This window comes from Streptomyces kaniharaensis (assembly GCF_009569385.1).
GTDB classification, from domain to species: domain Bacteria; phylum Actinomycetota; class Actinomycetes; order Streptomycetales; family Streptomycetaceae; genus Kitasatospora; species Kitasatospora kaniharaensis.
On sequence record NZ_WBOF01000002.1, the window covers coordinates 649,008 to 660,641 of the forward strand.

An 11,634-nucleotide genomic window follows, 5' to 3' on the forward strand; every position below is an offset into this window, starting at 1 on the left:
GCTCACCGGGCACCCGACCGCGACGCCAGCGCGAACAGCCCCGAGGCGGCCTCGACGAGGATGCCGCGCTCGACCAGCCGCTTCAGCTTCGAGCGCATGCCCTCAACGTGGTTGGCTTCCGTCCCCAGCCCCACCGCGGTGCACACCTCCTTGCACCGCAACGGGCCCGGCGCCTCGGCGAACGCGACCAGGACCCGCCGGTAGGCCGGCGAGGTCACCGTCGCGTCCCCGGCCGCCTCCGCCGCGAGCAGCACCGGCACGAGTTCCGTCAACGGCACCACCGCGGACTCGACGTCCCCGATCGGCTCCGAAGCAGCCGCACCCGGGCCATCGGCCAGCACCTCGTCCACGGTCTCCCGCGTGATCCGCAGCCGCGACAGCTCGGCCTCCACCTGCGACAACTCCTCGGACAGCTCAGCGATCCGCTCGCGCAGCCCCGCGGCCCGACTCCGGGCCCGATCCTCCCTGGCTTCCAACACGGCCAACAACGACGGCATGACCCCCACCCCTCGCTCGGCACCCGCGCACCACAGCGGGCTCATCACCACCGACGCTAGGAACCCCAACCACCCCACCGCCCACCGAACCCCAGCAAATCACCCCAACGAGGCACCCCTACAAGATCTGCACCCATCCCGGATTTCGTACCTACGTCGTGCAGCGCCCGCCGGCGATGGCCCAGTGTGCTTCTCGGGTCCGGCGGGCGCCGACCGCAGGCTACCCGGCTCCCACCGACGAATCACGCTCCGACGGGTCCGCCAGCACCCGGCGGCCGCTAGGAGCCGGGGCAGCGCCCAACGCTTCCGGGACGGACGCCGCCCACAACGCCTCAGCCGGCAGTGCCCGGCGCCCTTGCACCGTTGACTCGGGTACTGCTTCCTCCCCATCGACGGGACGAACGTGGAGCGGACGGCGCACAGGCGACTGATGAATCATCAGGCAACAGTACCGGCGCGCACGACCGCCTCGGACGACGGCCGATCTATGAAACCTGCCCCGGCACCGGTGAGGCGGCCGCGGCGGCACCAGCCGCAGCACGGTCGTAGCTATTGGTGCTGGTGGTGAGCCAGGAAGCATTTGCCTCAGGCAAGGGAACCACAACAACCTCCACGGTGAGATCGGTCAGGCGGTCGACTGCGGGTCGTCGGCTTCGATGTGCGCGGTGTCGGTGTTCGTCGGTACCTATGACAAGGGCCCCGCCTAACGGCGGGGCCCTTGTATGGGTCAGAGACGAGTCTCCGTACACCCACTCCAGATCACGTACGGAAAGATCGTTCCGCGCACCTCAACCAATCCCGAGACCGGGCCCCGAGCCGCGGCTGACGTCCTGACGCGGACGGGCCTGCTGCTGCGGCACCGAGGCGACGGTGCGCTCGCCCAGGGCGGCTGCCTGGTGGTCTGTACGGGGCGTGCGGGCGCGGATAGCTTCCTCGGCGCGAGCCTGGTCCGGGGTGAGCTGTCGACGGCGCGCGGCTTCGGCTTCGATCGCGCTGACGGCCTGCCGGGCTTGGACGAGGCCGGAGCGGGCTGCCTGGACGACGGGGCGGTGTTCCGCGAGCCGGGCACGGGCCTGAGCCTCGTCCTGGCGGTGGGCCTGGGTGAGCAGCGGGCTCCACTGCTCGTTCAGCTGAGCCAGAGCGTCGAGGGGATCCCGCACACCAGGAGCGGCGGCCTGGGCGGCCGCGGTCGCGGTGTTCTGTGCCGCCTGCTCGGCCCGGGCTCGCTCCTCAGCCTGAGCTGCATGTTCACGCCCGGCAGCGGCCAGGCCCTGTTGCTGGGCCTGGCTGGTGCGCGCTAGTCGGAGGACTAGGTCGGGCCGGCGAGCCATCGCTTCGGCCTGCTCAGCGACGCGGCTGGCGGCCCGGGCCTGGGTCAGCTGCGCCTCCGCCTGGGCTCGGTGTTGTTCTGCGACGGCGAGGTACTGGACGGCGGCCTCCAAACGGTCACGACGGTCCGCGAGGGCGAGGGCTGCGGCTCCCGGTGAGGTTCCCGCCGCGATGTCGGTCAGCCGGGCTTCGGTCTGCTGCTCCGCAACGAGCCGCTGGGTCCGGGTGGCGACCGCGCGTGTGGCTGCCCGGTGCTGCTCGGCGAGTTCGGGTCCCGTTGCCAGCGCGTAGGGGTGGTTGAGCGCGGGGATCTCCTCCGCTACCTGGCTGGGCTCGCTGATGGCGGCCTGAGGCTGCTGAACGGGGGCTTCCACGTGGCCTGTGGGAGGCTTCAGTACCGGCTCAAGCTTGGTCCAGGACAAGTCCTTCGCGACGTTCGAGGCCCTGACCCAGATCTGCTGGCCTTCGGCGTCCACCCAGCCGGGCAGCGAGAAGGCGTATCCGCTCATCTTGCCCGTCTTGGCGACGTTGGCCCGGAACTCTACGCCTCTCGTGGCAAGCTCGGCTTCGAAGGCCTCCTGGCCCCGGCCGGCGGCGGCGTCACGGGCTTCCCAGATGATCAGGCGGAGCTGTTCACGCTCGGGTAGCGCTACTCCCCGGCGGGCGGCGGCGGCCAGCTCTGTGCCGCCGACCTGCGGCGCGACGCGATTAGACCGCTCTTCGGCGTTGGTGAGGCCGTACTCCGCTTCCAGCGCCCGGACGACTGGCCGGGAGCGGTCGAAGTCCTGCCAGTCGGACACCACCTTGCCGTTCCAGTCGATCCGGCAGACCGTCAGGTGGATGTGGTCGTCACCGTGGCGGACCGCCACCCATGGGCAGCCGGCGAAGCCCATGCGCGCGACGTACTTTTCCGCGATCTCGGCGAAGACCTCGTCCTTCAAGACGCCGTCCTCGTCCGGAAGGGACAGCGAGCACCGCCAGATTGGCTTCTTGATATCGGACCGCTGGCGTGCGTGGTGGTCGATCAGCCGGGCCACTTGCTGGCGGGTTCCGGCCACGTTGCCGGCTATGAAGCGCGGTTCCTTGTGCTCATCACGGTTTCCGGGACCGAAGTCGTACCGGAGCGCACCTCCGGCCCGGGCGCCCTTGGTGATCTTCGCGATCACGTGCCGGATTCCTCGCCGTCCAGCGGCTCCAGCCCGCGTATGGCCAGGGCGGCGTTGCCCACTGCCTCAATGGCTGCCTGGATGTCGTGGTGGAGCTGGCTCTCTTGGTGGGTGTAGCGGGTGAGCTGGTTCAGGTTGTTCGCGGCCTGGGCGAGCGTGAGATACGCAGCGTGGTTGACCTCTGGCACCTGTGCGACATCGCCGGGGACCCCAGGGTGGCCGTTCAGCGCTTCCTCGACCACGGCCCGGACCCACGCACCCAGCTCCTTGCGCGACGTCTTCTGCTGGGCCGCGCGCCAGCGCTCCAGTTCCTGCGGTGCCAGCCGCACGGACACGGTGTGGCTGCGATGGCCTACCGATGTCAGTCGCCCGCCTGCCATCCCTGTTCTCCATTCCCCGATGTCGCCGGCCGCGGCGATTCCCGGCCCACGATCCGGACACTTGAGCCTGAGCGTATCGGGGGTGTCTGACAGCCGATTCACTGACCTGGGGGTTCGTCAGGCTTGTTGGCTGATCGGATGCGTCTTGGGTCCGAACCGTAGGGGTGGGTGCCCCCGCCGGGTCAGTGGGGGCACACCACATGTACGAGGGCCGCAGGCTCGGTCAGTTCAGGCTAGGGCTGTCAGAGCTCTGGGGAGGAGCCGCGCTGCTGCGTGACGGAGGGCAGAGTCTCGGAAGATGGCTCTCCCTTCCCGACCGCGACGCGGCGAAGGTGGGGCATGCCCGCGCCTGCGATACGGGCAGCGTCGATCGCCGCTCCCGTGCGGCCGGTCTGTGCCGCCCGCTCCACCGCTTGTTCGCGGCCGTCCGCAGCGCGCGGGGGAACCGCCTGCAGGGCGTCCAGCAGCCCCTGAGTGGCATGGCTCCAGGTGTAGTTCTGCCCAAAGTACTCGCGCAGCGCCATGGCGGACTGCCGAGTGGCAGCAACATTGCGGAGCATCGGCTCTGCACGGTCGGCCCAGAGCTTCCCTAGTTCTGCGGCCGGCTCGTTCCCGCGCATGGGGACCACAAACTGCGAACCGAGCTCCGGGGGCACCCTGGCAGGGTCGCTCAGGAACATGCCGGTACCGATGTTGCTTCCGGCCAGGATGGGAATTCCGAAACCGGTGGCTTCCATCGCAGTCAAGGGGAATCCGTCCTGCCGGGACGGGATGACCACGAGATCGGCGCTGCGCAGGTCGGAGTCGATCTCGGCCTGGTCTCCGGTGAAAGCCCGCACCTTGACCGGCATGCCGGCCATATTGGACAGGGCTGCCTCCTGCTCGCGCAGCGTGGCCGGGTTGCCGCCCCGGACGACCAGCTGGACGTCCAGTCCCCGGTTACGGAGCTCCCCTACCGCGTGGGCCGCTGTATCGGCGCCCTTGAGCGGATCGTCGGCCCGCCCGAACAGCAGCACGTTGAGGCGCCGTTGGCCCGTGTAGTAGGTGGGCGGCTCTTTCAGGACCGTGCCGGCGATGAGCTGGTGGACCGGCGGCGGGCTGGGCAGCATGCGGGCCAGCCTGATGGCTTCGTCGGTCAGCAGCGGTCCCACCCCGACGACCAGGTCGGCACGGGCGATGAGGTCGCGTTCGGTACGGGCGTGCTGGTTGGCCTGCTCGGGGTCGCCCCGCCAGCGGTCGAGCTCGTCAACGGCGGCATGCACGAAGTGGACGACCTTCGCCGCGGGGTAGAACTGGTCTCGCAGATAGCCTGCGGCGCCGCTGGAGAACCGGCCTGCGCCGACAATGACGTCGACGTTGCGCGGCAGTCCGTCAGTCCGTAGCAGCTGTCCCCGATCGGAGATTCCAGGGATGGGGTCCAAGGCCTGGACGGTGACGCCCGGGTGAGGCGGGGCTCCAGCGGTGCCTATGACCCGCAGGGCAACGTGGTGCCCGAGCTCGGCCGCCCCTCCGGCGAGTTCGCGGTTGACGGTGTGCCCGCCGTTGCCGCTCCAGGCCGTTCCAAGAATTAGTATGCGCAGCGGCCGTACGTTTCCGGCTCCTGATAGCTGGGCGGGGTGACTCATCGCAGGCCGCCCAGGGCCTGCAGGTGTTCGGCGAGCTCTTGGGCCAGGCTCCCGTGGTCTCGGGCGGACTGGTCCAGTTCCCCAGTCTTCACGCCGTCGTCGATGCGGCGGGAGTACTCCTCCAGCAGGGACGCGATGACGAGGGCCTTGAGCGGGGAGATGCGGACTCCATCGCCGGGAGCCGTGCGGTCCTTGCCGAGGTCGGCCCGCTTGGCCTCGGCGTCCTCGGTGAACGTCACGGGAGAGCCGTTGACGTCCTCGGTATAGCGCCGGCGGCTCAGCAGGTGGCGCGACTTGTCGATACCCATCTGATCCATCTTTCCCCCTTGCTCTGGCTGCTGTCACAGGCTGCCAGGCGAAGGCTCACCGAACTACCTCCGCTGCTTCCCGTCAGCACGTGGCTGGGCAGCCTACCCGCAGTCCCTGTCAGTTCCTTGCCTGTAATTGCCGATGGGTGCAGATCTGATGAGGGTGCTGTTGATCAGGCCGCGAGTGTGAGGTGGTCGCGGTAGCGGGCTTGGTGGTTGCGGGCGAACTCCTGCTTCTCGTGCCAGGTCCAGTAGGTGTCGAAGTCGCCGTTGGCGCGTAGAGCGCGGAGCTTGAGCACGGCTTCGGCGCCGGCGAGTCCCCAGCGGGCGCCGGTGATGTCGAGTCGGTCTTTGACCAGGTGGCGGCAGGCGCCCTCGATGATGCCCGTCGCGATGGGCCAGCCGTGTTCCAGCGCGGTGTCGTAGCGCAGGTACTGGGCCTTGTTGCGCAGGTAGCCGATGGCGTCGTCGATGCCCTTGCGGCGGTTCTTCTTCAGCCGGGCGGCGCGAGCGGCCTTCTCGAGGGAGGTTGCGACCTGTTCGGCGCCGCCGCCGAGGATGGTGCGGGCGTGGCGGGCGACGAAGGCTTCGGCGGCCTGGTCGCCGGCCTGGTGCAGGCACCAGGCCGCGTCCCAGAGGTACTCGAGCACGTGGATGAGGTCGATGACGATGTGCACCCGCGCGCCTCGGCGTTCGGCCTCCGCGGTGATGAGGTCGAGTTGGTGGCGGGCGCCGTCCACGAGCACGACCCAGGGCCGGCGGTTGGTGGGGTCGCGGTGCTCGGCCTGGTCGAACGCGGCGGCCACGACCTGGGCGGCGGGGTCGTCGACGGAGCCGGTCAGCCACTTGGACCTGGCCTTGGGCCCGGGACGGCGTTCGCGCCCCTCGCCCTGGCCGCCGTCGTCGCTGTCGCCGTCCTCACGGGGGTCGGGGTCGGTGATGATGTCGTCGACGCCGCGCTTGGTGGGCTCGGCGTCGTAGACCGCTGCGAGGGTGGCCATGCGCTTGCGGCCGTGCTTCTCGCCGGCGGCGAGTCGGGACTTCATCTTGTTGCCGCCCTTGACCTGCGCGGCCTTCGCGGTAGCCTCGCGCAGTGCTTCCGGCCTTATCACCACGCCCTTGCCGTCGACCGAGACCACCAGAGTGGTCGTGTCGGTGCACGGGGTCGGCACCAGGGCGTCGTAGAAGTCGTCGATGTCACAGGCGGCGCCGACCGCGAGTTCCTGAACCTGCCGGGGCCCGATCCCGGCGCCGGTGACGGCGTTGATCCGCTCGGTGGCCTCGGCGAACGAGCCGCGGGATGCCTCGATCGCGGCGAGCTTGGCCAGTCCGTGGCTGTGCATCCCCGCGGGCAGGTTCAGCACCGCGTCGGCCGGGTGCAGATCGGCCACCCCGCTGCCGCGGTAGGCGATCCGGGTCACCGTCACCTTCCCAAACACCGTAGCCAGGATCCGGGAGCGGCCCCGCTCGATCCTGGTGCGTTCGACCCCGCTGGCGTCCACCACCTCGGGCAGTCGTTGCTCGGTCAGCTCCCGCAGCCGGACATGGTCCTGGAACAGCTGCCGGGTCACTTCACGCATCCGCGAGCTCAGCAGGTCCTCCAGTTGCGAGTGCGTCAAGGCGGCTGTCTCGGCGGACCCGAGCTCGTCGGTGACCTGGTCGAACAGGTGGCGGGAGGCGGTGAACGCGGTCTCGGCGGCGGCCAGAGCCGCCTGGTCGCTCACCGGGCACCCGACCGCGACGCCAGCGCGAACAGCCCCGAGGCGGCCTCGACGAGGATGCCGCGCTCGACCAGCCGCTTCAGCTTCGAGCGCATGCCCTCAACGTGGTTGGCTTCCGTCCCCAGCCCCACCGCGGTGCACACCTCCTTGCACCGCAACGGGCCCGGCGCCTCGGCGAACGCGACCAGGACCCGCCGGTAGGCCGGCGAGGTCACCGTCGCGTCCCCGGCCGCCTCCGCCGCGAGCAGCACCGGCACGAGTTCCGTCAACGGCACCACCGCGGACTCGACGTCCCCGATCGGCTCCGAAGCAGCCGCACCCGGGCCATCGGCCAGCACCTCGTCCACGGTCTCCCGCGTGATCCGCAGCCGCGACAGCTCGGCCTCCACCTGCGACAACTCCTCGGACAGCTCAGCGATCCGCTCGCGCAGCCCCGCGGCCCGACTCCGGGCCCGATCCTCCCTGGCTTCCAACACGGCCAACAACGACGGCATGACCCCCACCCCTCGCTCGGCACCCGCGCACCACAGCGGGCTCATCACCACCGACGCTAGGAACCCCAACCACCCCACCGCCCACCGAACCCCAGCAAATCACCCCAACGAGGCACCCCTACAAGATCTGCACCCATTGCCGATCGCTGCACGGGGATAGCCAGTGTCAGCTCACGTGCAGGCGGGCGAGGCGCAGGCGGAGTTGGACGAGGGAGGTCGGGTCTGATGGTGGGACGATCTGGCGGAGGTTAAGGAGAGCGCGGCCGGTCTGGAGGGCTTGCTGGGGGTCGGCGATGCGGTGCCAGAGGTCGTTGGCGCGGTCGGCGGCGTGGTGGGTGCTCGGGTGGTCGGGGCCCACGGTCTGGGAGCGGGCGAGGGCCAGGGCGGTGTACTGAACGGCGGATGCCGCGATGTCGCCTCGGACGGCGGCGAGTTGGGCCTCCAGCTCGGCGACTCGGTCGGCCTGGCGCGGGTCGGCCTTGAGGGGCTTGAGTTGGGCGGCGACCGTGGTCCAGTCCCCGGCGTCGATGGCCGCCTCGAGGGTGTTCTCCGAGGCAAGGGCAGCAGCTGGGGCGGCGGGTGGCTGTGCCTGTGATTCGACGACGGTGAGCAGGTCTTCGAGTCGGCTGGAGGATTGAGCAGGCGTTGGCGGCGTCGTTTGGCGCTTGGGGGCGATCTTGGCTCGGGGCTCCTTGGGGGGCTTTGGCTGCTTCGGGGGCTTGGGCGTCTGCTGCTTCTGCTTGGCGCCGCGGCGCCGCGAGGACGACGGCTTCTCCAGTGTCGTCTCGCCACCGTCGGGGTGGGCCGCCAGGACCCACTCCGCGCCATCGGTGTCGGTCAGTTTGACCCGGACCGGCCTGCCGATTCGCGCGGCGGTGGCGACGGCGTGCGCGAACGCCGCCGAACGCGCCTCCTCACCTGGGGGCACGGCGACTGGGTTGCCGTCCACCTGGGCGGATCCGTCGGCGCTGAGCACGATGGTGACCAGCGGCCAGCCGGGCACTTGCAGGTCGTTTCCCACGGTCTTTCGTTCCTCCAGTGGGTTATCCGAGTGTGAGGGTGTCCAGCCGCCAGGGCTGGGTTGTGTCGTCGCGGAGCAGGACGACGAGGGCGACGTGGATCTCGGGCTGGGCGGTCCACCCGTCGCGGCCCTTGGGTGTGACGGTGATCACCCACCGTTGGTAGGCGGTCGTAGGGCTGCCGGTCGGTCCGCCGTCTTCATGGGACTGCCGGGCCTGAACGGTGGTGAAGGCGTGGTGCGATGCCCACGTGTTCCACACGTTGCCGGGCTGGGCGCGCGGGGCCATCGATGCGGCTCCGCTGGCGCGCTGTGCCGTGAACATGGGAGTGGCCCGTTTCTCCGCGTCCATCAGGGACGTGTCGATGTCCGTGTCCACGGTCCACATCGCGGTGAGGGCGGCCTGGGCCACGGCTGCCGGGTCGGTGCCGTCGACCTTGCCGAAGTCCGGCAGGCCGGCAGCCGGGGTCCCGGTTCGGCCGGGAGGGAGCGGCGGGGCCACCGGGTCGGTCGTGGTGATGGACGGTGCCGGCTTGGAACCGAGCGGGTGCCCTAGCGAGCAGCTACTGACCAGCGCGGCAAGAAGGACGGCCGCCGCGGCGCGCTTCAGGGGAGCGGTCATCCGAATCGCCTGACCTTCCAGGGGAAGCTCTCGTACCAGTCCAGCGTGGCGACCTTGACCACGTCGCCGGTGTGCGGGGCATGGATCATCTGGTGGTTGCCTATGTAGATGCCGATGTGGTCGTAGTCCCCGTCGTGGTGGAGATCGAATCCGATGACGTCGCCGGGCTTCATGTCGTTGCGCTCGACCGCGGTGCCCATCGTCACCTGCTCCTCGCTGAGGTGCGGCAGGTGGATCTTGCCACCGGAGGCCTGGTAGACGGCGTAGAGCACCAGTCCCGAGCAGTCGTAGCCACCGCCGGTCGGCCCGTGCTCATCCCCGCCGCCCCAAACGTAGGGGAGGTTGAGCTTGGCGCGTGCCGCGGTGACGATCTGGTCGCCGAAGGCGCTGCCGCCAGCAGGGGGGACGGTGTATTTGGAGATCAGGCCGCGGATCTCCTGCACGTAGCCCAGCGTCTCGGTGTAGGGCGGGACGCCATGGCTGTACTTCACCGCGTAGGGGCCGGCGTTGTAGGCGGCCAGCATGAGGTCGGTGATGTCGCCGCTGGCCTGGCCAGCCTTCACGTAGTTCTGGACCTCGCCGGCCAGGTAGCAGTCGTACCGGCCTTGCGCCATGATCGCGTCCGCAGGGTCGAAGGGGTTGCCGCCGTCGCCGTCGTTGTTCTCGTCCTTTCCCCAGGTCTTCCACGTACTGGGCATGAACTGGCTGATCCCCTGCGCACCAACCCCCTTGCTGACCGCTGTGCGATCCCAGTTGGACTCGGCCTCGATCTGCGCGGCGATGACCTGCGGACTCAAGGCGCCGGGGACGGCGTCGCAGACACCGGCTTTCTGAACCCAGGCGAGGTATTCAGCGGGAACCTTCGTGGCGTCAAGAGTACCTGTGGTGCCTGAGCCGCCGGACGACCCGGGCGGCGTCCCTGGCGCCCCTCCCCCGGCGGCGGACACCACGAGAAGGCCGAATACCAAGGCCGTAGCGACGGCACAGACACTGACCCCCATGACCGCCTTGCCCACGCTTCCACTCACGCTGTGTCTCCCCCCAGGTCGCAGCCGTGGCCATGGCACCCTAGGCTATTCGGCCATCCGGACGCATCAAGTGATCGCTCGTCAAGTGGGCTGTCGGTGGCAAAGGCTACGTTGAAAGCCCGTCGGCCAAACGGCCGAATTACACATATGATCTGCCGGACACGCTGCGCGTGGCGCACCGGGGGTGTCCCCGGTCCCTGCTCACTCAGACCTTGGGGGATTCCGAGATGATGTACCTTCTGCAAGCCGGTGTGGACACCGTCCACCACGTTGCCCAGGGTGCCGGGCACATCCTGGCGGAACCCAGCAAGCCGCCGAAGTTCGACGTCAACCCGGGCACCGGCGACGCGCCGCCCGGTGTTGGCGAGAACCTGAAGTTGATCCTCCAGTGGGTGGCCTGGATCGTCTTCTCGCTCTGCGTCTGCGGCATCCTGCTGACCGCCGGGAAGATGGCCATCTCCCACAGCCGCGGCCAGGGCGGGGAGCACGCCTCGTCGCTGGCCTGGGTGCTCGGCGCCTGCATCCTCGGCGGCGCGGCCTCCAGCCTCGTCGGGGCGCTCATCTGAGCCGGCCTCAAGTCTGAACACTCACGGGGGAAACCGTCATGCCCGATCAGACTTCTTCGAACGGGCCGGACGGCCCGCGCAACCCGTTCACGAACAAGTGGTTCATCGCGTCCGGTACCTTCCTGGGATGCGTCGCGCTACTGGGTAGCTGGATAGCCCTGGACGGTAAGGACGAGCAGACCACCGCCGGCGGCACAGCCGCTCCCGTCACCAGCGCCCCCACCAGCACTCCTGGTGGGGGCTACACCGGGAGTCCGGGCGGCGCGTCCACAGCCAGTCCGAGCGCCAGTGCCCCTTGTCCTCAGCTGCCTGACAACAACCAGGCTCCACTGACGATCAGCAACACGTTCGCCACAAAAGAGCTCACCTGGAAGGACTTCCACGGCTATCGGCTGCCCGAGTCGCCGTCCTCCGGGCCGGCGGTGCACTCCGGGGACATCGCCCGCTGCTACGCCCACTCCCCCCGGGGTGCGGTGCTGGCGCTCGCGCAGACCTCAATCCGTAGCTCTAACGCGGACAACTGGCGTGCCGCCATCGACCAGCTGGTCGCGCCAGGGCCCGAACGCGACTCCTACCTACAGTTCGTCACGGCTGCCCGGGTGAACCCGTCCCAGCCGACCCCTGGGTCCGCGACCATCGGCGAGTACGCCGCCTACCAGGTCAACTCGTACACGAATGACACGGCCGTGGTGACCTTCGCGATCGAGTTCCCGATAGGCGGCGCCTACCGCACCGTCGTGCTCACCGCCGTGTGGGACGGCACGGACTGGAAGCAGAAGATGACACCCCTTGGTCAGCAGAGCTCCGCGGTCGGTCAGCAGCAAACGATCACCACCATGGTCCCGTTCGGCGTGGGGAACTGACATGTCCGGTAGCTGCT

At 69.5% G+C, this 11,634-nt stretch carries 12 protein-coding genes; 2 read left to right on the top strand and 10 right to left on the bottom strand.

Annotation, left to right across the window (positions count from 1 at the left end; all coding sequences use genetic code 11):
* Window positions 1-2 precede the first annotated feature (2 nt).
* The 10 genes from F7Q99_RS30645 to F7Q99_RS30690 all read right to left on the bottom strand — a co-directional run bounded on the left by F7Q99_RS30645 (window position 3) and on the right by F7Q99_RS30690 (window position 10,161).
* Complete coding sequence (locus F7Q99_RS30645) at window positions 3-497, bottom strand: hypothetical protein (RefSeq protein ID WP_153466692.1); 495 nt, start codon at window positions 495-497, stop codon at window positions 3-5.
* A gap of 788 nt (window positions 498-1,285) precedes the next feature.
* The gene (locus F7Q99_RS30650) at window positions 1,286-2,992 is read right to left on the bottom strand and encodes a relaxase/mobilization nuclease domain-containing protein (RefSeq protein ID WP_153467256.1); all 1,707 of its coding nucleotides are present in this window, start codon (window positions 2,990-2,992) and stop codon (window positions 1,286-1,288) included.
* Entirely contained in the window at window positions 2,989-3,321 is a 333-nt protein-coding gene (locus F7Q99_RS30655; RefSeq protein ID WP_153467259.1) for a plasmid mobilization relaxosome protein MobC, read from the bottom strand. Before F7Q99_RS30655 ends, F7Q99_RS30650 begins: the two co-directional genes overlap by 4 nt.
* 293 nt (window positions 3,322-3,614) lie before the next feature.
* A complete protein-coding gene (locus F7Q99_RS30660; RefSeq protein WP_153467262.1) occupies window positions 3,615-4,997 on the bottom strand; it encodes a glycosyltransferase family 4 protein in 1,383 nt (460 codons plus the stop codon).
* Complete coding sequence (locus tag F7Q99_RS30665; RefSeq protein WP_153467265.1) at window positions 4,994-5,314, bottom strand: hypothetical protein; 321 nt, start codon at window positions 5,312-5,314, stop codon at window positions 4,994-4,996. Before F7Q99_RS30665 ends, F7Q99_RS30660 begins: the two co-directional genes overlap by 4 nt.
* 164 nt (window positions 5,315-5,478) lie before the next feature.
* On the bottom strand, window positions 5,479-7,029 hold the full coding sequence (locus F7Q99_RS30670) for an ISKra4 family transposase (protein WP_153466693.1): 1,551 nt from the start codon (window positions 7,027-7,029) through the stop codon (window positions 5,479-5,481).
* The gene (locus F7Q99_RS30675) at window positions 7,026-7,520 is read right to left on the bottom strand and encodes a hypothetical protein (protein ID WP_153466692.1); all 495 of its coding nucleotides are present in this window, start codon (window positions 7,518-7,520) and stop codon (window positions 7,026-7,028) included. Before F7Q99_RS30675 ends, F7Q99_RS30670 begins: the two co-directional genes overlap by 4 nt.
* 166 nt (window positions 7,521-7,686) lie before the next feature.
* Entirely contained in the window at window positions 7,687-8,541 is an 855-nt protein-coding gene (locus F7Q99_RS30680; protein WP_153467268.1) for a hypothetical protein, read from the bottom strand.
* 22 nt (window positions 8,542-8,563) lie between these two features.
* Entirely contained in the window at window positions 8,564-9,160 is a 597-nt protein-coding gene (locus F7Q99_RS30685) for a hypothetical protein (protein ID WP_153467271.1), read from the bottom strand.
* Entirely contained in the window at window positions 9,157-10,161 is a 1,005-nt protein-coding gene (locus F7Q99_RS30690) for a C40 family peptidase (protein WP_230211088.1), read from the bottom strand. The genes F7Q99_RS30685 and F7Q99_RS30690 overlap by 4 nt, the downstream gene beginning before the upstream one ends.
* A gap of 254 nt (window positions 10,162-10,415) precedes the next feature.
* Between F7Q99_RS30690 and F7Q99_RS30695 the strand changes: the two genes are divergently transcribed.
* Both F7Q99_RS30695 and F7Q99_RS30700 read left to right on the top strand, forming a co-directional pair.
* Window positions 10,416-10,754 (top strand): hypothetical protein, encoded by a 339-nt coding sequence (locus F7Q99_RS30695; protein ID WP_230211005.1) that lies wholly within the window; start codon window positions 10,416-10,418, stop codon window positions 10,752-10,754.
* A gap of 38 nt (window positions 10,755-10,792) precedes the next feature.
* Window positions 10,793-11,617: a hypothetical protein gene (locus F7Q99_RS30700; protein WP_153467277.1), complete on the top strand. Its 825-nt coding sequence runs from the start codon at window positions 10,793-10,795 to the stop codon at window positions 11,615-11,617.
* The last annotated feature ends 17 nt before the right edge of the window (window positions 11,618-11,634 follow it).

Excerpts from the sequence above, each read along its gene's own strand:
- F7Q99_RS30645 (WP_153466692.1), bottom strand. The coding sequence starts at position 497 with ATGCCGTCGTTGTTGGCCGTGTTGGAAGCCAGGGAGGATCGGGCCCGG.
- F7Q99_RS30660 (WP_153467262.1), bottom strand. The coding sequence starts at position 4,997 with ATGAGTCACCCCGCCCAGCTATCAGGAGCCGGAAACGTACGGCCGCTG.
- F7Q99_RS30665 (WP_153467265.1), bottom strand. The coding sequence starts at position 5,314 with ATGGATCAGATGGGTATCGACAAGTCGCGCCACCTGCTGAGCCGCCGG.
- F7Q99_RS30675 (WP_153466692.1), bottom strand. The coding sequence starts at position 7,520 with ATGCCGTCGTTGTTGGCCGTGTTGGAAGCCAGGGAGGATCGGGCCCGG.
- F7Q99_RS30685 (WP_153467271.1), bottom strand. The coding sequence starts at position 9,160 with ATGACCGCTCCCCTGAAGCGCGCCGCGGCGGCCGTCCTTCTTGCCGCG.
- F7Q99_RS30690 (WP_230211088.1), bottom strand. The coding sequence starts at position 10,161 with ATGGGGGTCAGTGTCTGTGCCGTCGCTACGGCCTTGGTATTCGGCCTT.
- F7Q99_RS30695 (WP_230211005.1), top strand. The coding sequence starts at position 10,416 with ATGATGTACCTTCTGCAAGCCGGTGTGGACACCGTCCACCACGTTGCC.
- F7Q99_RS30700 (WP_153467277.1), top strand. The coding sequence starts at position 10,793 with ATGCCCGATCAGACTTCTTCGAACGGGCCGGACGGCCCGCGCAACCCG.